The organism is Microbacterium enclense, assembly GCA_038182865.1.
GTDB lineage: Bacteria > Actinomycetota > Actinomycetes > Actinomycetales > Microbacteriaceae > Microbacterium > Microbacterium enclense_B.
Genome location: CP116226.1, coordinates 3,939,703 through 3,965,116 on the forward strand (window position 1 = coordinate 3,939,703; position 25,414 = coordinate 3,965,116).

The window sequence follows — 25,414 nt, forward strand, 5'->3', positions numbered from 1 at the left end:
CCCCCTCAGATCTGTCGGTTCGTTCCGTCGCCGTCGTTCGCGAGCCATGTCCTCACCGCGTCGGCGAACCGGTCGCCGCGATCGGAGTACGACGCGAACTGATCGAAGGATGCCGCCGCGGGGGCGAGGAGCACGGTGTCCCCGTCCTGGGCCACATCCGCCGCCAGTTCGACGACGCGTGTCATGACGTCTTCAGTCTCGGTGTGGTCGACCTCGAACACCGGCACCTCGGGCGCGTGTCGCTCGAACGCCGCCACGACGGCGGCCCGGTCGGTGCCGATCACGATCGCGGCCCGGGCGCGGATGCCGCGCGAGCGCACGAGGTCGCTGAGATCGACGCCCTTGAGCAGACCGCCGACGACCCAGACCGCCCCGGGGTAGGCCGCGAGCGATGACGCCGCTGCGTGCGGATTGGTCGCCTTGGAGTCGTCGACCCAGGTGACGCCCGCGTGCGCGGCGACCACCTGGATGCGGTGCGGATCCAGCCGGAAGCGTTCCAGGGCATCGTGGATGTCAGCCGGCGAGACGCGGAGCGACCGAGCCAGCGCACTCGCGGCGAGGATGTTGGCCACGACGTGCGGGGCGGCGAGGCCCCTTTCGGCCAGGTCGGCGACGGTGGTCAGTTCGAGCGCCGAGGTGGCGCGCTCCTCGAGGAAGGCGCGGTCGACCAGGATTCCGTCGACCACACCGAGATCGCTCGGTCCGGGTACTCCCAGGTCGAAGCCGATGGCGCGCGCACCCTCCTCGACCTCGGCATCCTCCACCATCCGCCGCGTGGCGAGGTCGGCCTTGTTGTAGACGCACGCGACACGGGTGCGCGCGTACACGCCCGCTTTCGCGTCGCGGTAGGCATCGGCGCTGCCGTGCCACTCGAGGTGGTCGTCGGCGAGGTTCAGGCACACGGACGCGTGCGGCGACAGCGCGTGCGGGCCCGCCTGTCGGTTGAGGTACCAGAGCTGGTGGCTCGAGAGTTCGACCACGAGGGCATCGAAGCCGCTCGGATCGCGGACGGCGTCGAGCACCGGGGTGCCGATGTTGCCGACCGGGACCGCGCGCAGGCCACCCGCCACGAGCATCTCCGCGGTCAGGCGGGTCGTCGTCGTCTTGCCATTGGTCCCCGTGATGAGGATCCAGTCCGCCGGCGAACCGTCGGGGCGCACGACTTTGTCGCGCACACGCCAGGCGAGCTCGACGTCTCCCCACAGCGGGATCTGTTCCTCCACCGCCCAGCGGATGACCGGGTGGGATGGCGGGAAGCCCGGCGACGCCAGCACGACCTCCGGGGCGAACTCGACCAGTTCGGCCGGAGGCTCCGTCAACGGTCCGACGTGCAGCCGTGCCCCGATGACGGGCAGCAGACGCGCGTACTCCTCATCGGCCTTCTCCGTCACGACGAGGACGTCGGCTCCCAGTTCGGCGAGGGTGTCGGCGGCCGAGAACCCGGTGATCGACAGGCCCAGCACCGCGACGCGCAGGCCCTTCCAGTCGGCGTACCAGCTGGTGAGGGATGCCATTCGTTCGGGGGTCATACGCGGGAGAGCCATTCGACGTAGAAGAAGCCGACGCCGGAGACCGCGAGCAGGCCCGCGATGATCCACATGCGCACGACGATGGTGACCTCGGGCCACCCCCGCATCTCGAGGTGATGGTGGAGGGGACTCATGAGGAACAGGCGCTTACCGCGCGTGATCTTGAAGTAGGCGCGCTGCAGGATGACGGAGCCCGACGCGATCACGTAGACACCCGCGATCAGGATGAGCAGCAGCTCGGTGCGGGTGAGGATCGCCATGGCCGCCACGACACCGCCGATGGCCATCGAGCCGCAGTCGCCCATGAAGACCTTCGCCTTCGGGGCGTTCCACCAGAGGAAGCCGACGAGCGCCCCGACGAAGGAGGCGGAGACGATGGCGAGGTCGAACGGATCGCGCACCGCGTAGCATCCCGCCTGCACCGTCGGGTCGAGGACGTCGGCACACATCTGCTTGTTCTGCCAGAAGGCCATGAGGCTGTAGACGCCGATGACGAAGATCCCCGAGCCCGCGGCGAGACCGTCGAGCCCGTCGGCGACGTTGACCGAATTGGATGCCGCGGTCCCGATCAGCGAGATCCAGGCGAGGTAGAGCAGCCAGCCGAGGATCGGACCGAGAGCGAAGAGGGAAAGGACCTGGATGTCGCGGAAGATCGAGATGTACCCCGACGCCGGCGTCTGTCCGAACGCGTTCGGGAAGTTCAGCGCGACGATGGCGAAGGGCACCGTCACGATGATCTGACCCGCGATCTTTCGCCATCCCGACAGACCGAGACTGTTCTGCAGCCTCACCTTCATGTAGTCGTCGATGAACCCGACGACACCGAAGCCGAGCATGAGCCAGAGCACGAGGAGACCCGAGATCGTCGGCGGGTTGTTGCCGGCGTACGAGCCGATGAAGTAGCCGATGATCGTGCCGAAGATGAAGATCGTGCCGCCCATGGTGGGCGTGCCGCGCTTGGCTCCGTGCGAAGGGTTGTGCACGTTCTCGGGCGTGCGGATGACCTGACCCCAGCCCCACCGCCGGAACCATCGAAGGAACACCGGTGTGAGGAACAGGGTGAAGGCGAGCGAGATCCCCGCCGACGTCAGTAGTGATCTCACGCGAACAACTCTCCCAGACGGTCGCCGAGGAACCGCAGTCCCGCCGAGTTCGAAGACTTCACGAGGACGCGGTCTCCGTCGCGCAGTTCGGTGGAGAGGTAGTCGTACGCGGCGTCGGCGTCGGCGAAGAAGACCGCCTCGCCGTCCCACGAACCCTGCGCGATCGCTTCGAGGTACATGCGTCGCGCCTCGGGGCCGATCACGACGATGCGCTGGATACGCAGCCGGACGGCGAGAAGACCGACGCGGTCATGCTCTTCGTCGGCGTACTCGCCGAGCTCGCTCATCGCGCCGAGGACGGCGACCGTGCGCTCCCCCGGTCCCGTGATCTGGGCGAGGGTGCGCAGAGCCGCGGCCATGGAGTCGGGGCTGGCGTTGTAGGCGTCGTTGATGATCCGCACCCGATCCGAACCCAGCGGCTGCATGCGCCACCTCTCGGCGATCTCGACCGTCTCCAGCCGCGCGACGGCCTCGGCCGGCGCGACGCCGAGGGCGACGGCGGCGGTCAGGGCGGCGAGGGCGTTCATCACGTGGTGCTCGCCGAGCACCCGCAGGGTGAGGGTGAAGGGCTCGCCGTCGACCAGGAGATCGGCGCGGGTCCCGGATGCCGAGACCTCGACGTCGACCGCACGCACCTGCGCGCGATCGCTCCGACCGAACCACCGCACGTCCTGCCCGCGCTCGCGCGCGATCGGCTCCATCGCCGCCACGCGGGGATCGTCGGCGTTCAGCACGGCGAGACCGCCCTCACGCGTGGCGCGCACGAGCTCGCTCTTGGCGTGGAAGGTGGATTCGATGCCGCCGAAACCTCCAGCGTGCGCCATCCCGACCATGAGGACCACGCCGATGTCGGGGGTCACCAGCCCGGCCAGGTGGGCGATGGCTCCGGGCGCGCTCGCGCCGAACTCGCTCACGAGGAAACGGGTGTCTTCGGTGACGCGCAGCATGGTCAGCGGAGCACCGACCTCGTTGTTGAACGACGCGCGGGGTGCCACCGTCTCCCCCTCATCGGCGAGGATGCGCGCGAGCAGGTTCTTGGTGGTCGTCTTGCCGTTGGAGCCGGTGATGCCCACGACCTTGAGCTCTCCCCGGGCGCGCACGCGCGCGACGACGTCGCGGGCGAGGTCGCTGAGGGCCGCCACGACGTCGGGCACGACGATCTGACTGACGTCGTCGTCGAGTTCGCGCTCGACGATCGCGAGGGCCGCCCCCCGCTCCACGGCGGTGCCGACGAAGAGGTGTCCGTCCGTCGTCTCGCCGGGCTTGGCGACGAAGATTCCGCCGGGCTCGATGAGGCGCGAGTCGGTGTCGACCAGACCGTCGACGAGGGTGTCGGAGGTGTCGTTCCCGCGGACGACGAGGCGCCCGCCGACGACGCCGGCGAGATGGGAGAGGCTCGTGGAGATCATTGCTGTGCGGACGCCCTTTCCGTGTCGCATTCGTTACCGAGACGAGACCGGCGTCGGCGGTGTCTCAGCCGAACTTGGGCAGTTCGGGGGTCGTGGTTCCCGACGGGATCACGCGATAGGTCTTGAGAACCTGCGTGAGAGCCTTCTGGAACGCGGGGGCGGTGGCCGCCGACGATTTTACCGTCCGCGGCTCGTCGAGATTGACCTCGACGACGTACTGCGGGTCGTCGGCCGGGGCGAAACCGATCATGGTGGTGAAGTAGGCGTCGCCCTTGTAGGCGCCGGTGTCGGGGTCGGTCTTCTCACCGGTACCCGTCTTGATCGCCACCCGGTAGCCCGGGATCTCGACCTGCTTCGCGAGCGTCCCCTGTGTGGCAACGTTCTCCAGCATGAGCGACACCTTGCGTGCGGCATCCTCGGAAACCACGCGCGTGCCCTGCGTGTCGGGAACGTCGGTGACGGTGCCGTCAGCCGCGGTGCAGCCCTCGACGATGGACAGCGGCATCCGCACTCCGCCGTTCGCGATGGTCTGGTACGCCCCGGCGAGCTGGGGCACCGTGACCGAGATGCCCTGACCGAAGGTGGTGTTGTAGAAGGTCTGCTTGTCCCACTGCGAAGGGTCGCGCATGATGCCCGACGACTCCCCCGGGAAGTTGACCGCCGTCTGCTGGGTGAGCCCGAACTTCTCCAGGTAGGAGACGCGGGTGTCGAGCGGGATCATCTCTCCGAACTTCGAGATGCCGACGTTCGAGGAGTCGATCAGCACACCCGTGAGCGTGTAATTGTTCGCGCCGTGCGAGAACGAGTCAGACACGCGGGCCTCACCGCCGAGGGTCTCACTGCCCGAGGCGGTGACCGTCGTGTCCGAGGTGAACGAACCCGAATCCAACCCGATGGCCGCGGTGATCGCCTTCATCGTCGATCCGGGCTCGTTCGGATCCCCGAACGCCGCGCTCCCCCGATCGGCGACCGGGCTGGACGCCGGGTCGTTGGGGTCGACCGTCGGGTACTCCGCCAGAGCGCGGACCTTTCCGGTCTTCGCCTCCACGACCGTGATGGTGCCGCGCAGCGATCCGGTGTTCTGTACCTGCTCGGCGATCAGCTGGCTCATGTACCACTGGAGGTCGCGGTCGATCGTGAGCTTGAGGGTCCCGCCGTCGACGGCGGGCTCGGTCTCGACCTCGGTGCCCGGGAGCACGGTTCCGTCGCGTCCCTGCTGGTAGACGACCTTGCCGTTGGTCGACGCGAGGCAGGCGTTGTCGGCGGACTCCAGGCCGGCGAGCGGCTCACCGTCGCTGCCGACGAAACCGATCAGGTTGCCGGCGACGGCGCCGTCGGGGTACACCCGGCCGGCCTGCGGCGGGAAGCTGAGGAACGGCAGGCCCAGGTCCGCGAGCGCACGGTACTGCTCCGTCGAGACGTTCTTGGTGACCGAGGCCCACTGGGACTTCGGGTTCGCCTCGTGGGCGTCTGTGACGATCTTCTCGACGTCGGACGCGTTCTGGCCCGTGATGGCCGCGATCTGTGCAGCGATCTCCGTCCACGTCTGCGTGACCTTCACGCCGCCGTCTTCGGTGCGCTCGGTCAGGCCCTGGACGGCGAGACTCGGATCGATGTCGACGTCGTACCGGTGGACGCTGGATGCCAGCGTCACGCCGTTCTCATCGACGATCGACCCGCGTGAGCCATAGATCGTGCGGGAGTCCTGCAGGCCCATGGCGAGCGAGTCGTCCACGTGCTCCCGCGCGTTGACGACCTGGATGTCGACGAGCCGGACCACGAACGCGATGAGGACGATGAGAACGATGCCCAGCGCGAGCACCGTTCGACGCCGGGGCGAGCGAGAGAGGGAGGTCGTCATGGGCTTATCGTGTCGCGGGCGTCGGCAGACCGTCGCTGATCGGCGGGGGTGTCGCGGATCCGGCCGGCGGAGTCGTCGCGTCGGGAGTCGTCGCGTCGGGAGTCGTCGCGTCGGGAGTCGTGCCTGCCGTCGCGTCTGTCGCCGAGGCGGGCGGCGTGGCCGCGGGCTCGGCGGGCGTCTGCGGCTTGGTCGCCAGCGGCACGCCGGAGATCAAAGCGTTGCGAACCGACCCGCGGCCGAGGGCGTCGACCGACGACACGCCTTCGGCGGGCTGCCCCGAACCGATGACGGCTCCGTCGCTCAGGCGGAGGTAGGTGGGCGATTCGTCGATCACCATGCCGAGGGCGGCAGCGTTCGCGGCGAGGTACTGCGGGGAGCTGAGCCCGGCCACCTCGTCGTACAGGATCTGCTTCTGATACGTCAGGTCACGTTGCTGCTGGGTCAGCGAGGAGATCTCGAACGAGCTCTGCGTGGTGAGGATCGACAGCCCCATCTGCACGAGCGCGATGAGCACCGCCCCGGCTACCGCGATCACGCCGAACGCGCGGCGCGGCACCCGGCGACGCGCGGGTGTCGGAACGGCCTGCAGGCGGCGGGGCTCGCGGATCGGTGCGGGGAAGTCGGGTTCGAAATCGGTCGGGACAGCCCGGAGATCGATGGCCTGGGGTGCACTCATGCGTCCTCCTGGGTTCGCTCGGCCGCGCGCAGCCGCACGGGCGTCGCGCGGGGGTTGGCGGCGCGTTCCGCGTCGCTGGCGAGCTCGGCGCCGCGGACGAGCAGCCGGAACTTCGGCGCGTGTTCGGGCAGCTCCACCGGGAGCCCCCGGGGAGCGGTGGATGCCGTGGCCTCGGCGAACACGCGCTTGACGAGACGGTCCTCCAGCGACTGGTACGACAGCACGACGATGCGTCCGCCGACGCCCAGCACCTTCAGCGCCGCCGGGATCGTGCGCTCGAGCACCGAGAGCTCGGCGTTGACTTCGATACGCAGCGCCTGGAACACGCGCTTCGCCGGATGACGCTCGCGCAAGACGGCGGCCGGCGTCGCGGCCTGCAGCACGTCGACGAGCTGACCCGACCGTTCCAGCGGAGCTTCCGCGCGAGCGGCGATGATGGCGCGCGCATAGCGGCCGGCGAGCTTCTCCTCGCCGTAGCGCTCGAAGATGCGCCGCAGGTCGCCCTCGCCGTAGGTGGCGAGCACCTCGGCGGCGGTGACACCCGTTGTCTGGTCCATCCGCATGTCGAGGGGGGCGTCCTGGGCGTATGCGAAGCCGCGAGAGGCCTCGTCGAGCTGCAACGAGGACACTCCGAGGTCGAACAGGATGCCGTCGACCTTCCCCACACCCGCGGATGCCACGGCCTCGGCGATCCCGTCATAGACGGTGTGCACGAGGGTCACGCGATCCCCGAAACGCGCGAGGCGCTCCCCCGCGATCCGCAGGGCGTCGGTGTCACGGTCGAGACCGAATAGGCGCGCGGTCGGGAAGCGCTCGAGGAACGCCTCGGAGTGCCCGCCCATGCCGAGCGTCCCGTCGACGAAGACGGCATCCGGTCGTTCGAGGGCCGGAGCGAGCAGCTCGGCGCAGCGCTCGAGCAGCACGGGGGTGTGGATGTCGCGGATGTCCATGATGTCGGAGCCGCTCCTCGGCTCTGATCCCCATCCGCATCGACCTGGCGCCGGGGAAGTGCGTCAGGGCATGCGGCTGGGAGTCACAGCCGAGGATCAGAACAGTCCCGGGATCACCTCCTGCTCCATCTCGGCGTACGTCTCTTCGTTGCTCTCGGCGTAGGAGTTCCACGCCTCCGCATCCCAGATCTCGGCGTGGGCGCCCACACCGGTGACGACGAGCTCTCGCCCGAGTCCGGCATAGGTGCGCAGCGCCGGGGGAACGGTGATGCGGTTCTGGCTGTCGGGCTTCTCAGCGCTGGCCCCCGAGAGGAACATGCGCAGGAAGTCGCGAGCCTGCTTGTTGCTGAGCGGCGCCTCGCGGATCCGCTCGTGCACGCGCTCGAACTCCTCGGTGCTGAACACGTAGAGGCAGCGGTCCTGCCCCCGGGTGATCACCACCCCGGCGCCGAGATCGTCACGGAACTTCGCCGGCAGGATGACCCGACCCTTGTCGTCGAGCTTGGGGGTGTGCGTACCGAGCAGCATTCGGGTGTCCACCCCCTTCGTCCGGCCTGCGAAGTTTTCCCCACTTTACTCCACTACCCTCCACTTAGCTATCGATTGCGCCCCTCTTCTGGGCGAACTCTCCCCTCGTGTACAGTCCGCTCGCGCTGCGGCGGCGTGGGGAAGACCGCGAGACGGCGCGGAACAGCGCGGTTCACCGGGCCGGGATCACGATTCGACGAGTCCGGTGGAGGGAAAGGGAGGACGTCTCGCCCGGGTGGTTCTCCCCCGCGCGGTCGCGCGGATCTCCTCCCGGGCACACGAAAAAGCACCGGCTCCGAAGAGCCGGTGCTTTGCAGGATGTGTGCGGTTCTAGCGTTCCTCGTTGCGACGATCCCAGCGGTCGTTCATGCGGTCCATGAACGAGGCACCGGACGCACGAGGCGCTCGGGGGGAACTCGCCGCGGGAGCTGCCCGGTGCGACCCCTTCATCGGAGTGACCGCGAGGACGACGCCGCCGACCATCAGCAGGAACCCGACGACACCGATCGCGATGCCGAGGAACCCGGTGTTGAAGCCGATCGACACTCCCGCCACCAGGGCACCGAGACCGGCCAGCACGAGGATGGAGCCGTAGACGATGTTGCGATAGCTGAGGGCGCGCCCGGGAGCAGTGACGACGTCGGCGTCGTGGCTCATGAGATGGCGTTCCATCTCGTCTAGCAGACGCTGCTCCTGTTCGGAGAGTGGCATGCATCCCCCTCTGTTGCTAAGTACGGACGATTCTACGCGGGGCGTGGATCACTAGGCTAGGCCCGTGGTGACCTCCCCGGAACCGATCGAAGCTGTTTCCCAGCGACTCGACAAGTTCCTCTCTGACCAGCTATCCTACGCCTCCTCCTTGGGCCCGGAGGCGGAGACGATGAGTCGTGCCGGCGTGGCATCCCTGCGGGGCGGAAAGCGTCTTCGTGCGCGGTTCTGCCTCACCGGCTGGCGTGCGGTGGCGGAGGCGAACGGGGCACGCGACGTCGCGCCCACGGCCGCGGCGATCACGGTCGCCGCCGCCCTCGAGGTCTTCCAAGCCGCGGCTCTGGTTCACGACGACATCATCGACAACTCCGACACCCGTCGAGGTCAGCCCGCGGCCCATCGCGCACTCGAGGCGGCGCACATCGAGGCCGGCTGGGTCGGCGACGCGGGCATGTTCGGCCGCTCGGGAGCGGTACTGCTCGGCGATCTGCTCGTCGCCTGGAGCGACGACCTCCTCGAGGACGCGCTGACGGATCAGGCCACGGCTGCGGCCACGCGACGGTTGTATGCGCAGATGCGGCGTGACGTCACGATCGGTCAGTTCCTCGACGTGGCCGAAGAATCCGCCTACGCCGTCTACGCCGACGACGCGCACGCCGAGCGTGCGCTGCGTGTCGCCTCGTACAAGTCAGCGCGCTACAGCATCCAGAAGCCGCTCGAGATCGGGGCCGCCCTCGCCGGTGCCGACGACGAGCAGCTCGACGCCCTCGCCCGATTCGGCCACGACGTCGGAATGGCCTTCCAGTTGCGCGACGACGTGCTGGGGGTGTTCGGCGACACCGCGGTCACGGGGAAGCCCGTCGGGGACGACCTGCGCGAAGGCAAGCGAACGGTTCTCGTGGCTTTCACCCGGGAAGCGCTCCCCGCACCGGCCCGCCGCACGGTAGACGAACTGCTGGGCGACTCGACTCTGGATGCCGCGCAAATCGGCGCCCTGCAGAACACGATCGTCGACACCGGGGCGCTGTCGCGCACCGAGGATCTCATCGCCGACTACTCCCGACGCGCCGATCGCGCCCTGGCGGGGGTCCACCTCGGCAACGCCGCGGTCGGAGAACTCCGCGATCTCGCTCGAGCGGCTACGCAGCGCTCGTCCTGAACACCGCGCAGGACGCCTCAGGCGAGCGTCGCCGCCACGCGGCGGACTTCGCTCTTGCGTCCCGCGAGGAGAGCTTCGATCGGCGCGACGCCGATCGACTCCTCGGGGGTGAAGAGCCAGTCGATCGTCTCGTCGTCGTCGAACCCCGCGTCGTGCAGCACGATGATCGTGCCGCGCAGCGACGCCAGCGGTCGCCCGTCGACGATGAACACCGCAGGAATGCGCAGGACGCCGTCACGCCGCGAACCGACCAGATACTGCTCGTCGAGAAGACGGCGCACGCGCCCGTGGGACTCTCCCAGGATCTCAACCAGATCGGGGATGGTCAGCCACGCGGTTTCATAACGGGGAGTCTCACTCACCCCTCCACTATCTCATCGCCTCCGATTCCTGCGGATGAGGCGGAGCGGGCGCCGAGGCCGTCACATCCGTCACATGAGCCCCACGCGTTGACATCTCTCCCATCGCATGCGACGGTGTCGGCAGTCGGAAGAACGGAATCCCCCACCATGCGACGACTCCCCTCGTTCCCCCTGCCCGCCGCGCCGCGACCGGGCGCCGTGTGGCCCGCCGCGATCGTCGGAACGATCGCCCTGGCACTCACGGGCGAGAGCGCCGCTCACGCCGCCCCGCCCATACCACCCCTCACAGCGCTCCCCCCGGCACCCGCGACCGCGGGGTCCGCGCCCGTCATCCGACCGGCATCGAGCGCTCCCGCGACCCATACCGTCGAGTCCGGCGACACCGTCTGGGCGATCGCCCAGCGCTACGGTCTCGACACCGCCGCACTGCAGGCGGCGAACGGCCTCGACGGCGCCAGCATCATCCGCCCCGGCCAGGTGCTGACCCTCGGGGTCGCGGCTCCGACGCCGTCTGCTCCTCCCGCTGACGTCGCCTCGTCGACGTACGAGGTGCAGGCCGGCGACACCATCTCCGCGATCGCGGCCGCCCACGGGGTGTCGACCGACGCGGTCCTGACCGCCAACGGCCTGACACGCGACTCGATCATCTACCCCGGCGAATCGCTGCAGATCCCCTCCGCGGCTGCGCCCGGTCCGGCATCCGTCGATCCGGTGCTCGCTCCGGGACTCGATGCGGAACAGTCCGAGAACGCCCGGCTCATCATCCGCATCGGTCGTGAGCTCGGCGTCTCCGATCGCGGCATCCTCGTCGCCCTGGGCACCGCCATGCAGGAATCGTGGTTGCGCAACCTCGACTGGGGCGACCGCGACTCCCTCGGGCTGTTCCAGCAGCGCCCGAGCACCGGCTGGGGCACCGCCGAACAGGTTCTCGACCGCGAGCGCTCCACCCGCGTGTTCTACGGCGGCCCGGCCGACCCCAACGGGTCGGACACGCGCGGTCTCCTCGACATCGCGGGCTGGGAGAACCTCTCCTACGCCGACGCGGCCCAGGCCGTGCAGATCTCCGCCTACCCCGACCGCTACGCGCAGTGGGAGCAGCCGGCCACCGAGTGGCTCGCCGTTCTCGGTTGAGGTGAGGGTGAGCCGCTCCCGGGGCTCCCAGGGGGCGCTCCGTAGACTCGGACTGTGAGCACGAGTCAGCAGGCCGACCCGCTGATCGGCCGTCTCGTCGACGGCCGGTACCGGGTGCGCGCGCGTATCGCGCGCGGCGGCATGGCGACCGTGTACGTCGCGACCGACCTGCGCCTCGAGCGCCGGGTCGCGCTGAAGGTCATGCACGGCCACCTGAGCGACGACACCGTGTTCCAGAGCCGGTTCATCCAGGAGGCGCGCTCTGCCGCACGGCTGAGCGACCCGCACGTGGTGAACGTGTTCGACCAGGGCCAGGACGGCGAGATGGCCTACCTCGTCATGGAGTACCTGCCGGGAATCACGCTGCGCGAGCTCCTGCGCGAGCACAAGCGCCTCACCGTCGATCAGACCCTGACGATCATGGATGCCATCCTCTCGGGACTCGCGGCCGCCCATCGCGCCGGGATCGTCCACCGCGACGTCAAGCCGGAGAACGTGCTCCTCGCCGAAGACGGGCGCATCAAGATCGGCGACTTCGGTCTGGCCCGCGCCACGACAGCCAACACCGCCAGCGGCGCCCAGCTCATGGGCACGATCGCCTACCTGGCGCCCGAGCTCGTGACGCGCGGCACCGCCGACGCCCGCAGCGACATCTACTCGCTCGGCATCATGCTGTACGAGATGCTCGCGGGTGAGCAGCCCTACAAGGGCGAGCAGCCTATGCAGATCGCCTACCAGCATGCGACCGACTCGGTCCCACGGCCGAGCGCGAAGAACCCGTCCGTTCCCGAGCAGCTCGACGAGCTCGTGCTGTGGTCGACCGAACGCGAACCCGACGACCGCCCCGTCGACGCCGGTGTCATGCTGCAGCGTCTGCGCGAGATCGAGAAAGAGCTGGGCCTGGCCCCACAGGTCGCGCGCGCGGTGTCGGTGGGAACCGTCGGTCCCTCGAGCCCCGCGGAGTCCCGCGAGCTGACGAAGGTGCTGCCGCAGACGGCGACCGTGCCCGACGCCCCCACGGAGGACACGGACAACGCCGCGCGGCTGCGAGCCCGCACGCGCCGTCGAACGGCCCGCGGTGTGTGGCTGCTGCTGCTCGTCCTCCTCCTCGCGGGCGGTTCGGCCGCGACCGGGTGGTGGTTCGGTTCCGGACCCGGCTCGCTCGTCGAGGTCCCCGACGTCTCGCAGCGGAGCTTCGCGGATGCCGAGAACCTGCTGGCCCAGAACCAGTTGCGGGCGCAGGCTCAGGACGTCAACGACCGCGAGATCCCGGCCGGAACCACGGTCGGGTCCGACCCCCCGGCCACCTCGCGCCTCGACAAAGAGACGGTGGTGACCGTCTTCGTGTCCGCGGGCCCGGCGACCCACCAGATCCCGGAGTTGACGGGCAAGAGCGTCGACGAGGTGCGCGGCATCCTCGAGGCCGCCTATGTCGGCGTGGGAGACGTCGGCCAGGAATTCACGGACGCCGAGGCCAACACGGTTCTCTCGGCGTCGATCACCCCGCGCTCCGGAGGCGACGCGATCGACTGCACCGGCGGCTGCACCGTGTACGAGGGCGACGCCGCATCACTCATGGCATCCCTGGGGCCTGTTCCGGACGTCGCCGGCATGACGACGGCTCAGGCGGAACGCGAGCTCCAGGCCGTGAACCTGTCGACCACGACGAGCGAGGAATACAGCAACTCCGTCGCCTCGGGCACCGTGATCGCCATCGGCGACCGCGACGGGGGCGGCAACTGGCGGCCGGGCGACACGGTGACCCTGCGTGTGTCGATCGGGCCGAAGCCCGTGATGATCCCGGAGAACATCGTGGGCATGTCGATCCGCGACGCGGTGTCGACTCTCGAGAACCTCGGTTTCGAGGTCAATGCCGGGATCGACGACGGCACCCTTCCCCTCGGGTTCAAGTACTGGGACATCTACAAGGTGCGCGCCAGCAACCCGAAGGCCGGAACGACCGCCCCACAGGGCAGCACGGTCACGTTGACGCCGACGCTGTAGCGCGGGCGGAGCGCCTCACCGGCCGCCTCACCGGCGTGGCGCGGCCTCTCGCGCCGGGATCGCGTGCGATGACCGCGCCCTGGCCCACACCCACGGCCAACGACGACGCCCCCGATCACGACGGATCGGGGGCGTCGCTCGCGGTGAGCGCGACTCAGCGCTTCTCGAGCTCCTCGGCCACGAGGAACGCGAGCTCGAGGCTCTGGCGGTGGTTCAGGCGCGGGTCGCACAGGCTCTCGTAGCGCGTCGCGAGGGTCGCCTCGTCGATCTGCTCGGCCCCGCCGAGGCACTCGGTGACGTCGTCACCCGTGAGTTCGACGTGGATGCCACCGGGGTGCGTCCCGACCGCGCGGTGCGCCTCGAAGAATCCGCGCACCTCGTCGACCACGTCGTCGAAACGACGGGTCTTGTACCCGGTGGGCGTCGTGATGCCGTTGCCATGCATGGGGTCGGTGACCCACAGCGGCGTCGCCCCGGAATCGCGGACGGCCTCGAGCAGGGGCGGAAGGGCGTCACGGATCTTGCCCGCCCCCATGCGCGTGATGAACGTCAGGCGGCCGGGCTCGCGCTCGGGGTCGAGCTTGTCGATGAGGGCGAGCGCGGTCTCGGCCGTCGTGGTGGGGCCGAGCTTCACGCCGATCGGGTTGCGGATCTTCGAGAAGTAGTCGACGTGCGCGCCGTCGAGCTCGCGCGTGCGCTCGCCGATCCACTGGAAGTGCGACGACGTGTTGTACGGGAGTCCGGTGCGCGAGTCGATCCGCGTCATCGGTCGCTCGTAGTCCATGAGCAGGCCCTCGTGGCCCGTGTAGAACTCCACGCGCGTGAGCTCGTCGAAGTCCGCACCCGCGGCCTCCATGAACTTGATCGCGCGGTCGATCTCCGTCGCCATGGCCTCGTACGCCTGGTTCGCGGGAGTGCTGGCGAAACCCTTGTTCCAGCTGTGCACCTCGCGCAGGTCGGCGAACCCGCCCTGCGTGAAGGCACGGATGAGGTTCAGCGTCGACGCGGCGGTGTGGTAGCCCTTGAGCAGACGGGCGGGGTCGGCCTTGCGCGACTCCTCGGTGAAGTCGTAGCCGTTGACGATGTCGCCCCGGTAGGCGGGAAGCGTCACTCCCCCGCGGGTCTCGACGTCGCTCGAGCGGGGCTTGGCGAACTGGCCCGCCATGCGGCCCATCTTCACCACGGGCATCGAGGCGCCATACGTCAGCACGACGGCCATCTGCAGGACCGTCTTGATGCGGTTGCGGATCTGCTCGGCGGTCGCGCCGGCGAACGTCTCGGCGCAGTCACCGCCCTGCAGGAGGAAGGCCTGACCGGCGGCGGCACGAGCGAGACGATCGCGCAGGATGTCGACCTCGCCGGCGAAGACCAGCGGCGGAAGGGTCGCCAACTCTGCGGATGCCGCGGCCACCGCGCCCTCGTCATACCACTGCGGCTGCTGCTTGATGGGCAGGGATCGCCAGTGGTCGAGGTCGTGGAGCTGCTGATTCACCCCTGAAGTCTAGTGGCGCGACGCGGGCGCCTTCGCCGCCTGCGCGGTCGCCAGACGGTCCTTCACGGTCGAGGCGTAGACGTCTTCGTAACGCTGCTCGCCGAGGCGCTGGAGGGCCACCATGATCTCGTCGGTCACCGAGCGCAGGATGTACCGATCACCCTCCATCCCGTCGAACCGGGAGAAGTCGAGGGGCTCGCCGATGATGATCCCCACGCGGCCCACGCGCGGCAGACGCTGTCCGATCGGCATGACGGCACCGGTGTCGACCATCACAACGGGGATCACGGGGACACGGGCCTCCAAGGCCATGCGCGCGATGCCCGTGCGACCGCGGTACAGCGTGCCGTCGGGGCTCCGGGTGCCTTCGGGGTAGATCCCCAGCAGCTCGCCGCGCCCCAGCACCCCCAGACCGGTGTTCAAGGATGCCTCGGAGGCCTTGCCCCCGGAGCGGTCGATGGGCAGCTGCCCGGTCGCGGTGAAGAACATCCGCGTGGCCCAGCCTTTGAGCCCCTTGCCGGTGAAGTAGTCGCTCTTGGCGAGGAAGGCCATCCGGCGGTCGATCATCAGCGGAAGGAAGATCGAGTCGGAGAACGAGAGGTGGTTGCTCGCGAGGATCGCGGCACCGTCGCGCGGGATGTTGCGCCGGCCCACGAGCCACGGGCGGAACACGGCCTTGATGACCGGTCCGATCACGACGTACTTCATGAGCCAGTAGAACATCGTCAGCGCTCCTTGCCGGCCAGATCCGCGACGCCGATGAGTCCGGCGTCATTGCCCAATCGCGCGATCGTGAACTCGGCGACCGGACGTTCACCGTACCCCGGGAGGGAGGTCTCGTACGCGAGTCTCACCGGCACGAGCAGGTCGGCGCCCAGCTGCGCGACGCCCCCTCCGATGACGAACAGCTCGGGATCGAGGACGGCCTGGAACCCACCGCACGCCTCGCCCAGCGCCGTGGCGACGCGGCGCAACGCCTCGATCGCGCCAGGATCGCCCGCGAGCACCAGCCGCGAGACCGCGGGTCCGGGAATCGCGCCCTTCTCGTCACGGACCGCGGCGAGAGCCGCACCGATCCCGCCTTCGTCGGCGATCGCGTTGGCCTCGCGCTGGAGGGCGCGGCCGGACGCATACTGCTCGAGGCATCCGTTCTGTCCGCACCCGCAGGGATGACCGCCCCGGACGAAGCGCATGTGCCCGAGCTCGCCGCCGATGCCGTGACCGCCGCGGAAGAGCTCGCCGTCGGTGACGACGGCACCGCCGACGCCCGTGCCCATCGTCAGCATGACCATGTCGCGCACACCTTGGCCCGCGCCGAAGCGGTACTCGCCCCAGCCTGCGGCGTTCGCGTCGTTCTCGATCGTCACGGGGGCGTCGAGGCGACCCTCGAGACGGGCACGCAGGGGCTCGTTTCGCCAATCGATGTTCGGGGCGTAGATCACGGTGCTGCGGTCGGAGCTGATGAATCCCGCGGCGGCGACGCCGATCGCGTGGATCTCGTGCGCGCGGCGCAGGTGGTCGGCCATATCGACGACGGCATCGACCAGCGCCGCCGGATCGATCGGGGTGTCCACCCGCAGCTTCTCGACGATCGTGCCGTCCTCGGCGACGACGCCGCCCGCGATCTTGGTGCCTCCGATGTCGATGCCGACGTTCTGCACCGTGCTCCCCTCCGGCCCGCCACCCGGCTCGGCCCGGAGCAGTCTAGCCACCCTCGGCAGCGGGCGCGGGACGCCGCGTTCGCCGAGGGTGTCGGTGATCGTACGGATAGACTCGACGGACCGATCGACATTTTTCCGGTACCGAAGGAGTTGCCGTGATCCAGTTCGACCTCCCCCCTGTCGTCGCAGCCGACCCGGACGCCAACACGTCCGACCTGCTCGCCGACCGTGTCCGGGCCACCCCCGATCGCCCGCTGTTCGCGATCCCCGATGCCGATGGCTGGCGCGATGTCACCGCCGCGGAATTCGAGCGGCAGGTGATCGCCCTGGCGAGGGGCTTCGTCGCGGCGGGCATCCAGCCCGGCGAGAAGGTGGCGTTCATCGCGCGCACCACGTACGACTGGACGCTCGTCGACTTCGCGCTGTTCTATGCCGGCGCGATCATGGTGCCGGTGTACGAGACCAGCTCGCCCTCGCAGATCTCCTGGATCCTGTCGGACTCGGGTGCGATCGCGGCGGTCCTCGAGTCGCCTGAGCACGCCGAGCGTCTCGACGAAGTGCGCAGCGACCTGCCCCTGCTCCGCGACGTGTGGGCGATGTACTCGGGAGCGCTCGACGCCCTCGTCGCGAACGGGACGCACATCACCGACGAAGAGATCGAGCGTCGCCGCCACCTCGCGAAAGCGTCGGACGTCGCCACCCTCATCTACACCTCGGGGTCGACGGGACGCCCGAAGGGCTGCGTTCTCGTGCACAGCAACTTCGTCGAGCTGGCGCGCAACTCCGCCAAGGCCCTGCACGAGGTCGTCGAGACCCCCGGCGCATCGACGCTGCTGTTCATCACCACCGCGCACGTGTTCGCACGCTTCATCTCCCTGCTGAACGTGCACGCCGGTGTGAAGACCGGGCATCAGCCCGACACGAAGCAGCTCCTCCCCGCGCTGGGCACGTTCAAGCCCACGTTCCTGCTGGCGGTGCCCCGCGTTTTCGAGAAGGTCTACAACTCGGCGGAGCAGAAGGCCGAAGCCGGCGGGAAGGGCAAGATCTTCCGCGCGGCCGCCGACGCGGCGATCGAGCACTCGCAGCGTCTCCAGGACGGGAAGTCGATCCCCCTGCTGCTGAAGATCAAGTTCGCGCTGTTCGACAAGCTCGTCTACTCCAAGCTCCGCGAAGCGATGGGCGGACGTGTCGTCTACGCCGTGTCGGGTTCTGCTCCCCTCGGCCCGCGCCTCGGACACTTCTTCCGGAGCCTGGGTGTCGTCATCCTCGAGGGCTACGGCCTCACCGAGACGACGGCGCCGGCGACGGTGAACCTCGCGACGAAGTCGAAGATCGGCACGGTCGGTCCGGTGCTGCCGGGTGTGGGCGTCCGTCTGGCCGATGACGGCGAGATCCAGGTGCGCGGCATCAACGTCTTCCGCGAGTACTGGCAGAACCCCGAAGCCACCGCGGAGGCGTTCGACGGCGAATGGTTCAAGACCGGTGACATCGGCGCGTTCGACAGTGATGGATTCCTCGCCATCACCGGCCGCAAGAAGGAGATCATCGTCACCGCGGGCGGCAAGAACGTCGCGCCGGCGGCGCTCGAAGATCCGATCCGGGCTAACCCGATCGTCGGACAGGTCGTCGTCGTGGGCGACCACAAGCCGTTCATCTCGGCGCTGGTGACCCTCGACCCCGAGATGCTGCCGACGTGGCTGGCCAACAACGGTCTTCCCGCCGACATGTCGCTGGCCGACGCGGCGACGAACGAGAAGGTGCGCGCGGAGGTACAGGGCGCGATCGACCGGGCGAACACCCGCGTGTCGCGCGCCGAGTCCATCCGCAAGTTCACGATCCTCCCCCTCGAGTGGACCGAGGCGAGCGGCCACCTGACGCCCAAGATGAGCATCAAGCGCAACGTCATCGTGAAGGACTACGCGGATGCCATCGAGGACATCTACGCGGTCCCCATCAACACCACGAACGTCTCACTGCCCTGAGCGCACGAGAGCGGCCCGGTCCCTCGCGGGGCCGGGCCGTTTTCGCGTCACCAGAACAGGGTCGGCGACGGCGACAGGGCGATCGGCGCTCGAACGTCCTGTTCTCGTCGCACGCCCTGTTCTCCTGACATGCGCGAGGGGTCAGAACCAGTCGCTCTCGCGGATCTGCCGCATCGCCTCGCGGCGCGTCTCAGCGGGCAGACGGGACAGATACAGCATCCCGTCGAGGTGGTCCGTCTCGTGCTGCAGGGCCTGGGCCAGCAATCCCTCCCCCTCGAGCACGACCTCGTTGCCGTCGAGGTCGATGCCGACGACCTTCGCCCAGGGATAGCGGGTCGCCTCGTGCCAGAGACCGGGGACGGAGAGGCATCCCTCCCCCACGAGCTGCGGCTCGCCGCGCGTCTCGACGAGCACGGGGTTGAGGACGTAGCCGATGTCGCCGTCGATGTTGTAGCTGAAGGCCCGGAGGCCCACGCCGATCTGGGGCGCGGCGACGCCGGCGCGGCCCGGCGGTTCGACGGTGTCGAGCAGATCGCGCACGAGTGCGTGGATGCCGTCGTCGATGGTGTCGATGGGTGCGCTGGGCGCGCGCAGCACCGGGTCGCCGAAGAGGCGGATGGGTCGAACGGTCATGCCGCCGCCACCGGAGCGCGCAGGCCCTCCACGACCGCCGCGGCGAGCTCGCGGGCCGCCTGGCGGGTCTCGGGCTGCAGGTCGCGGAACGAGATGGCACTGCCGGCCGCGATCCGCGGGTCGTACGGCATCCGGATGACGGTCTGCACGCGCGTGCGGAAGTGCGCCTCCAGCTCGCTCTCGCGCACGAGCGGCGTGCCGGGGCGCGCGGAGTTGAGCACGACGATCGCGGAGCGCACGCGGTCGGCGTAGCCGTTCGTCTCGAGCCACGTGAGGGTCTCCGACGCCAGCCGCGCTTCGTCGACCGAGAGACCGGCGACCACGACGAGGGAGTCGGCGCGTTCGAGGGTCGCCTCCATCACCGAGTGCACGATTCCCGTGCCGGTGTCGGTGAGCACGATGGAGTAGTAGTGCGCGGCGACATCGGCGACCTGGCGGTAGTCGTCGTCGCTGAACGCCTCGGACACACGCGGGTCGGAATCGGATGCCAGGACGTCGAGGCGCGTGGCATCGCGCGCGACGATCGAGGAGACGTCGTGGTACCCGTCGACCTCGTCGTGGGCGCGGACGAGGTCGCGGACCGTGCGGCCGTTGGGACGACCCACGCGGTCGGCGAGCGTGCCCCGATCAGGGTTCGCGTCGACCGCGATCACCCGATCGTCGCGCGCGTCGGCGAGAGCCATTCCGAGGAGCGAGGTGACTGTCGTCTTGCCGACACCGCCCTTGCGCGACAGAACCGGCACGAACCGCGCGCCGCCGTGGAGAGGGGCCGCGATCCGGCGGTCGAGCTCTTTGCGCTGGCGGGCCCGACGGCCGTCCCCGAGGTTGATGCGGTGGCCCGACATCGAGTAGACGAGCTGTTGCCACAGCCCCTCGGGTTCGGGTCGCGCAACCTGGCGCGGGTCGAGGAGTCGGTCCGCAGTGAGCAGGTCGGGGCTCTCGCGGGCGTCATCGATCGCGCTCAACCGCTTCGACGTGAGGGTCGTGTCGGGACCCGGGGTGCGGACCCGTTCGAGCGCGTGCGCGCGGCCCACGCGTGCCGCCTCGTCTGCCTGGTGGATCTCGCGCCGTGTGAGCGGCACCGTGCCGATGGCGCCGGTCGCGGCTCGCTCCGCGCGGGTGCGCGGGATCGAGCCGGTGGCGGTCGGGACCGCGCCGGTGTCCGGCGACGCGGCGGGGCTCGTCGGAGCGGCGCCGATCGTGGTCGCGACCGCGCCCGTGACGGCGGCACCCGTCGTGGAGGACGGCGCGGCGGTGGCCACAGGTGCCTCGGTCTCGGTGCCTGTCTCGGCGTCTGTCTCTGCGTCCGTCTCGGGAGAGGCGAGCTCCGCCGCGACGGCGGGAGCCCCCTCGGCCGCGACCTCAGCGGTCGGGGCGTCGTCGGATGCCGCTTCGTCTGCCGGGGCCTCCACCTCAGTGACGTCCTCCGACGGAACGTCGTGCGCAGCACTCTCGGCCGCGGGCGCCTCGGCCGATGCGTCGGAGACGGAATCGGCCTGCGCCTCCCGCGTCTCGGACTCGTCGGATACCGCCGCCTCGTCGACCCGCGCGGTCCACGGGGCGCGGGTCAGGGCGGGCTCGGCGTCGTCGTCGTTGCCCGCGACGGCGTCGTGGTCGTCGGACGAGATCTCGACGTCTGGCGCCGCATCGTCACGCGGCGTGTGCTCGTCGTGGGGCGTGTTCTCGTCGTGCTCATCGACCGCGATGTCGTCGGTCGTCTGCGTCCCGTCGGCATCCGCGTCGTCGATGACGTGTCCGTCGTCGAGACCGTGTTCGACGTCGGAGTCGTCAGGGGCGTCGTATTCGTTCTCGTGCTCGTCGGCGGCGGCCTCTTCCGTCTCCGTCGCACGCTGTTCCCCGGCGACCTCCGCCACGACGGACTCTTCCTCGGTGGGGTCCGCTACCACGAACCCGTCCTCAGCCGGCTCTGCCGCTTCCGGTACGCCGTCGGCAGCCTCCGCCACCACCGGCTCCTCCCCGGCGGGCTCCCCCGCCACGGACTCGTCGTCCGCGGGAGAATCCTCCGGCGTGGGGACGTCGCCGATCTCGTCGTCGATCTCGTCGGCGGCACCGTCGTCCGGCACGTCCTCGTCCACGCGGTCGGGGGCTTCCTCGGGGGCGAACTCATCGGTCGAAAGCACGACGCGCTCCTCGAACGGGGTCGGATCGAACTCGTCGGTCGACAGGATCACCTGCGGCTCGATGCGGTTCTCCTCGAAGGCCGCCACGAGGATCTCGCCACTCGACGGCGCGGGGTCTCCGGCGTCGAAGGATTCGGCAACGCGGTCCGCATCGGCGTCCGCGTCGACGTCTTCGACGAGCTCGGCCTCGTGCACATCGTGCTCGGCCTCGTCCCATGCCGCGTCGGTCTCGTCGCGCGGCTCGAGGATGATGTCGCCGGTCGGGAGATGCTCGACGTGCGCGTCATCCCCCTCCGCTTGCTCCCGAGAAGTCTGTGGCTCCGGCACGTAGGTGAGCGCGGGAGCATCGACTCCCCCGTCGAGGGTGAACGGTTGGCCGATGTTCTCGAATCGGATCTCGGCTTCGTCGACCGGCACCTCGTCCTCGACGACATCGTCGTCGATGTCGTCATCGTGCGACGCCGCAGGCAGGTCGACACTGACCTGCGCGATGTGGCTGCCGAGGATGGTGATGCTGGCCGTGTCGAGATTCCCGCTCTCGTCGAGCACGCCGTGCTCGGCGTTCTCGTCGGGGTTCGCGTCGGTGCGGTCGGGGGTCACTGCAGTCTCCAAACGGGAAGAGGGCGCGAAAGCGCCCCCTCCCAGGTTACTGCGCGGGGCGGATTACCAGCAAAAGGTCTCCCGCTTCAACTTGTTGTGTGCTACCGATCGCGACGCGTTCGACCACGCCGTCCACCGGCGACGTGATGCCGGCTTCCATCTTCATGGCCTCGATGGATGCCACCGCCTGCCCGGCCGCGACCCGGTCGCCCGGCGACGTTTTGAGGGTCACCACGCCCGAGAACGGAGCGGCGACCTGACCGGGCTTCGAGGTGTCGGCCTTCTCCGCCTGGCGGGCCTCGACGTCGATGGATCGATCACGGACGAACACCGGGCGCAGCTGTCCGTTCAGCGTGGTCATGACGGTCCGCATGCCCTTGTCATCCGCCTCGCCGACCGCCTCGAGACCGACGAAGAGCTGAACACCGCGCTCGATCTCGACCGTGTGCTCTCCCCCCGCGCGGAGCCCGTAGAGGTAGTCCGCGGTGTCGAGGACGCTCAGATCGCCATAGGCCTCGCGCGTCTCTTGGAAGGTGCGGGTGGGGCCGGGGAACAACAGCCGGTTCAGGCGCGCCCGCCGCTCCGCGGACTCCCCCGCCAGCGCGGTCGTGTCGTCATCGGTCAGCGGGGTGACTCCGGTCTTCGCGTCGCGCCCGGCGAGCACCTTCGACCGGAAAGGTTCGGGCCATCCGCCCGGCAGGTCGCCGAGTTCTCCCGCCATGAACGACACGACGGAGTCGGGAACGTCGTACTTCTCGGGGTTCTGCTCGAAGTCCGACGGATCGGCCCGGACCGCGGCCAGGTGCAGAGCGAGGTCTCCCACGACCTTCGACGACGGCGTCACCTTGGGGACGCGCCCGAGGATGCGGTCGGCCGCGGCGTACATGTCCTCGATGAGTTCGAAATCGTCGGCGAGGCCGAGCGCGATCGCCTGCTGACGCAGGTTCGACAGCTGACCGCCCGGGATCTCATGCCGGTAGACGCGGCCCGTGGGGCCGGCGAGACCCGACTCGAAGGGACGGTACAGGTGCCGCACGGCCTCCCAGTAGGGCTCGAGATCACTGACCGCCGCGAGGTCGAGTCCCGTGTCGCGCTCCGTGTGCGCGAGCGCGGCGACGAGCGCGGAGAGCGACGGCTGGCTCGTGGTCCCGGCCATGGGAGCGGCGGCGGCGTCCACGGCATCCGCCCCCGCCGCCGAGGCGGCCAGGAGGGTTGCGAGCTGCCCGCCCGCGGTGTCGTGGGTGTGCACGTGCACCGGAAGATCGAAGCGCTCGCGCAGGGCCGAGACGAGCTTCGCCGCCGCCGCCGGACGCAGCAGCCCGGCCATGTCCTTGATCGCGAGGACGTGGGCGCCCGCATCGACGATCTGCTCGGCAAGGCGCAGGTAGTAGTCGAGCGTGTACAGGTCCTCGGCAGGGTCGAGCAGGTCGCCGGTGTAGCAGACGGCCACTTCCGCGACGGCGCTCCCGGTCGCGAGCACCGCTTCGACGGCCGGCCGCATCTGCGAGACGTCGTTGAGGGCGTCGAAGATGCGGAAGATGTCGACCCCGGATGCCGCCGCCTCGGCGACGAAGGCATCCGTCACCTCCGTCGGGTACGGCGTGTAGCCGACGGTGTTGCGTCCCCGCAGGAGCATCTGGATGGCGACGTTCGGCAGGGCCTCGCGCAGGGCGTCGAGACGCTCCCACGGGTCTTCGCCCAAGAACCGTAGCGCCACGTCGTAGGTGGCACCGCCCCACGCCTCGACCGACAGCAGGCCCGGGGTCATCCGTGCGACGTACGGAGCGACCCGGGCGAGGTCGCGAGTGCGCACGCGCGTCGCGAGAAGCGACTGGTGGGCGTCACGGAACGAGGTCTCGGTGACGGCGAGGGCCGTCTGCTCGCGCAGGGCCTTCGCGAATCCCGCGGGGCCGAGCTCCTGCAAGCGTTGACGCGATCCTGCGGGGGCCGGTGCCACGAGGTCGAGGACGGGGAGCTTGGAACCCGTGTCGACCGTCAGCGGGTTCTCGCCGTTCGGACGATTGACCGTCGTGTCCACCAGCCAGGACAGGATCTTCGTCCCGCGGTCTTTCGACTCGCGCCCGCGCAGAAGCTCGGGGCGCTCGTCGATGAAGGAGGTGCTCAGGTCGCCGGCGACGAATGCCGGGTCGTCGAGCACGGCTTGCAGGAAGGGGATGTTCGTCGAGACGCCGCGGATGCGGAACTCTGCCAGGGCGCGCCGCGCGCGGGCGACCGCCGCCGGGAAGTCGCGACCACGGCAGCTGAGTTTGGAGAGCATCGAGTCGAAGTGCGGGCTCACCTGCGAGCCGGCCGCGGTCGTCCCGCCGTCGAGGCGGATGCCGGCGCCACCCGGAGAGCGGTAGGTGGTGATCTTGCCCGTGTCGGGGCGGAAGCCCTGCGTCGGGTCTTCGGTGGTGATGCGGCACTGCAGTGCCGCGCCGCGCAGGTGGATGTCATCCTGGTGCAAGTGCAGCTCGGCCAGAGTCTGTCCGGCGGCGATGCGCATCTGCGACTGCACGAGATCGACATCGGTGACCTCCTCGGTCACCGTGTGCTCGACCTGGATGCGCGGGTTCATCTCGATGAAGACGACCTCGCCCGCGCGTGGACCCGCGGTCTCGAGGAGGAACTCGACCGTGCCCGCGTTCTGGTAGCCGATCGACCGCGCGAAAGCGACGGCGTAGCGGTGCAGGTCCTGGCGCACCGCGTCGTCGAGGTTCGGGGCCGGCGCGATCTCGATGACCTTCTGATGGCGGCGCTGCACCGAGCAGTCACGCTCGAAGAGATGCACCGTCTCGCCGGTGGCATCCGCGAGGATCTGCACCTCGACGTGACGCGGGCGCTGGACGGCCTGCTCGAGGAACATGCGAGGGTCGCCGAAGGCGCTCTGCGCCTCGCGCATCGCCTCGGCGAGGGCCGGGGCGAGCTCGCCGAGGCTCTCGACACGGCGCATGCCACGGCCGCCCCCGCCGGCGACGGCCTTGGCGAAGAGCGGGAAGCCGATCTCTTCGGCCTGGCCGACGAGCGCGTCGATGTCGTCGGACGCGGCCGTGGAACGCAGGACAGGGACGCCCGCGGCGATCGCGTGCTCCTTCGCGGTGACCTTGTTGCCCGCCATCGAGAGCACCTCGGCGGGAGGGCCGATGAAGGTGATGCCGTTGGCGGCGGCCTTCTCGGCGAGCTCCGGGTTCTCCGAGAGGAAGCCGTAGCCGGGGTAGATGGCATCCGCCCCGCACTCGCGCGCGACGCGGATGATCTCGTCGACGTCGAGGTACGCGCGGACGGGGTGGCCGCGCTCGCCGATCTGGTACGCCTCATCGGCCTTCAACCGGTGCAGCGAGGCCCGATCTTCGTACGGGTACACGGCGACGGTGCGCGCACCGACCTCGTACGCGGCACGGAACGCACGGATGGCGATCTCTCCGCGATTGGCGACCAGGATCTTCGAGAACATGCGCACCTCACGTCAAGCTGGCGGAGCTGAA

The 25,414-nt window shown here is 69.6% G+C and carries 19 protein-coding genes; 4 read left to right on the top strand and 15 right to left on the bottom strand.

Annotation, left to right across the window (positions count from 1 at the left end):
• Window positions 1–5: 5 nt before the first annotated feature.
• From murD to PIR02_18785, 8 genes are all read right to left on the bottom strand, one after another.
• Window positions 6–1,529 carry a UDP-N-acetylmuramoyl-L-alanine--D-glutamate ligase gene (gene murD, locus PIR02_18750; protein WZH36762.1) on the bottom strand — a complete coding sequence of 508 codons (1,524 nt, stop codon included), beginning with the start codon at window positions 1,527–1,529 and terminating at the stop codon, window positions 6–8.
• A complete protein-coding gene (gene mraY / locus PIR02_18755) occupies window positions 1,526–2,632 on the bottom strand; it encodes a phospho-N-acetylmuramoyl-pentapeptide-transferase (GenBank protein WZH36763.1) in 1,107 nt (368 codons plus the stop codon). Before mraY ends, murD begins: the two co-directional genes overlap by 4 nt.
• Entirely contained in the window at window positions 2,629–4,041 is a 1,413-nt protein-coding gene (gene murF, locus PIR02_18760) for a UDP-N-acetylmuramoyl-tripeptide--D-alanyl-D-alanine ligase (GenBank protein ID WZH36764.1), read from the bottom strand. The genes mraY and murF overlap by 4 nt, the downstream gene beginning before the upstream one ends.
• Before the next feature lie 64 nt (window positions 4,042–4,105).
• Window positions 4,106–5,902: a penicillin-binding protein 2 gene (locus PIR02_18765; GenBank protein ID WZH36765.1), complete on the bottom strand. Its 1,797-nt coding sequence runs from the start codon at window positions 5,900–5,902 to the stop codon at window positions 4,106–4,108.
• A 4-nt stretch (window positions 5,903–5,906) separates the two neighbouring features.
• Window positions 5,907–6,578 (bottom strand): hypothetical protein, encoded by a 672-nt coding sequence (locus PIR02_18770; GenBank protein ID WZH36766.1) that lies wholly within the window; start codon window positions 6,576–6,578, stop codon window positions 5,907–5,909.
• Window positions 6,575–7,528: a 16S rRNA (cytosine(1402)-N(4))-methyltransferase RsmH gene (gene rsmH / locus PIR02_18775; GenBank protein WZH36767.1), complete on the bottom strand. Its 954-nt coding sequence runs from the start codon at window positions 7,526–7,528 to the stop codon at window positions 6,575–6,577. Before rsmH ends, PIR02_18770 begins: the two co-directional genes overlap by 4 nt.
• Before the next feature lie 96 nt (window positions 7,529–7,624).
• On the bottom strand, window positions 7,625–8,056 hold the full coding sequence (mraZ, locus tag PIR02_18780) for a division/cell wall cluster transcriptional repressor MraZ (protein WZH36768.1): 432 nt from the start codon (window positions 8,054–8,056) through the stop codon (window positions 7,625–7,627).
• 330 nt (window positions 8,057–8,386) lie between these two features.
• Window positions 8,387–8,767 carry a DUF3040 domain-containing protein gene (locus PIR02_18785; GenBank protein WZH36769.1) on the bottom strand — a complete coding sequence of 127 codons (381 nt, stop codon included), beginning with the start codon at window positions 8,765–8,767 and terminating at the stop codon, window positions 8,387–8,389.
• 64 nt (window positions 8,768–8,831) lie between these two features.
• On the opposite strand from PIR02_18785, the gene PIR02_18790 reads away from it, so the two are divergent.
• On the top strand, window positions 8,832–9,923 hold the full coding sequence (locus PIR02_18790) for a polyprenyl synthetase family protein (protein WZH36770.1): 1,092 nt from the start codon (window positions 8,832–8,834) through the stop codon (window positions 9,921–9,923).
• 17 nt (window positions 9,924–9,940) lie between these two features.
• Here the strand turns inward: PIR02_18790 and PIR02_18795 are convergent, their stop codons facing one another.
• The gene (locus PIR02_18795) at window positions 9,941–10,285 is read right to left on the bottom strand and encodes an Rv2175c family DNA-binding protein (GenBank protein WZH36771.1); all 345 of its coding nucleotides are present in this window, start codon (window positions 10,283–10,285) and stop codon (window positions 9,941–9,943) included.
• A gap of 147 nt (window positions 10,286–10,432) precedes the next feature.
• Between PIR02_18795 and PIR02_18800 the strand changes: the two genes are divergently transcribed.
• Both PIR02_18800 and pknB read left to right on the top strand, forming a co-directional pair.
• Complete coding sequence (locus PIR02_18800) at window positions 10,433–11,416, top strand: LysM peptidoglycan-binding domain-containing protein (protein WZH36772.1); 984 nt, start codon at window positions 10,433–10,435, stop codon at window positions 11,414–11,416.
• 54 nt (window positions 11,417–11,470) lie between these two features.
• A complete protein-coding gene (gene pknB, locus PIR02_18805; protein WZH36773.1) occupies window positions 11,471–13,420 on the top strand; it encodes a Stk1 family PASTA domain-containing Ser/Thr kinase in 1,950 nt (649 codons plus the stop codon).
• A 154-nt stretch (window positions 13,421–13,574) separates the two neighbouring features.
• On the opposite strand, the gene PIR02_18810 is transcribed toward pknB, so the two are convergent.
• Genes PIR02_18810 through PIR02_18820 form a run of 3 tightly spaced genes read right to left on the bottom strand, consistent with a single transcriptional unit; the run spans window position 13,575 to window position 16,573 of the window.
• Complete coding sequence (locus tag PIR02_18810; protein WZH36774.1) at window positions 13,575–14,912, bottom strand: 3-deoxy-7-phosphoheptulonate synthase class II; 1,338 nt, start codon at window positions 14,910–14,912, stop codon at window positions 13,575–13,577.
• A 9-nt stretch (window positions 14,913–14,921) separates the two neighbouring features.
• The gene (locus tag PIR02_18815) at window positions 14,922–15,635 is read right to left on the bottom strand and encodes a lysophospholipid acyltransferase family protein (protein ID WZH36775.1); all 714 of its coding nucleotides are present in this window, start codon (window positions 15,633–15,635) and stop codon (window positions 14,922–14,924) included.
• 2 nt (window positions 15,636–15,637) lie between these two features.
• Complete coding sequence (locus tag PIR02_18820) at window positions 15,638–16,573, bottom strand: ROK family glucokinase (protein WZH39046.1); 936 nt, start codon at window positions 16,571–16,573, stop codon at window positions 15,638–15,640.
• Between the two features lie 155 nt (window positions 16,574–16,728).
• Here PIR02_18820 and PIR02_18825 point away from each other — a divergent pair, with 155 nt between their 5' ends.
• Window positions 16,729–18,555 carry a long-chain fatty acid--CoA ligase gene (locus PIR02_18825; protein ID WZH36776.1) on the top strand — a complete coding sequence of 609 codons (1,827 nt, stop codon included), beginning with the start codon at window positions 16,729–16,731 and terminating at the stop codon, window positions 18,553–18,555.
• A 141-nt stretch (window positions 18,556–18,696) separates the two neighbouring features.
• Here PIR02_18825 and PIR02_18830 read toward each other — a convergent pair whose 3' ends face one another.
• Genes PIR02_18830 through PIR02_18840 form a run of 3 tightly spaced genes read right to left on the bottom strand, consistent with a single transcriptional unit; the run spans window position 18,697 to window position 25,383 of the window.
• Entirely contained in the window at window positions 18,697–19,188 is a 492-nt protein-coding gene (locus PIR02_18830; GenBank protein ID WZH36777.1) for a peptide deformylase, read from the bottom strand.
• Entirely contained in the window at window positions 19,185–21,929 is a 2,745-nt protein-coding gene (locus PIR02_18835) for a hypothetical protein (protein WZH36778.1), read from the bottom strand. Before PIR02_18835 ends, PIR02_18830 begins: the two co-directional genes overlap by 4 nt.
• Before the next feature lie 46 nt (window positions 21,930–21,975).
• Window positions 21,976–25,383, bottom strand: a complete 3,408-nt coding sequence (locus PIR02_18840) for a pyruvate carboxylase (GenBank protein WZH36779.1) — start codon at window positions 25,381–25,383, stop codon at window positions 21,976–21,978.
• Between the last annotated feature and the right edge of the window lie 31 nt (window positions 25,384–25,414).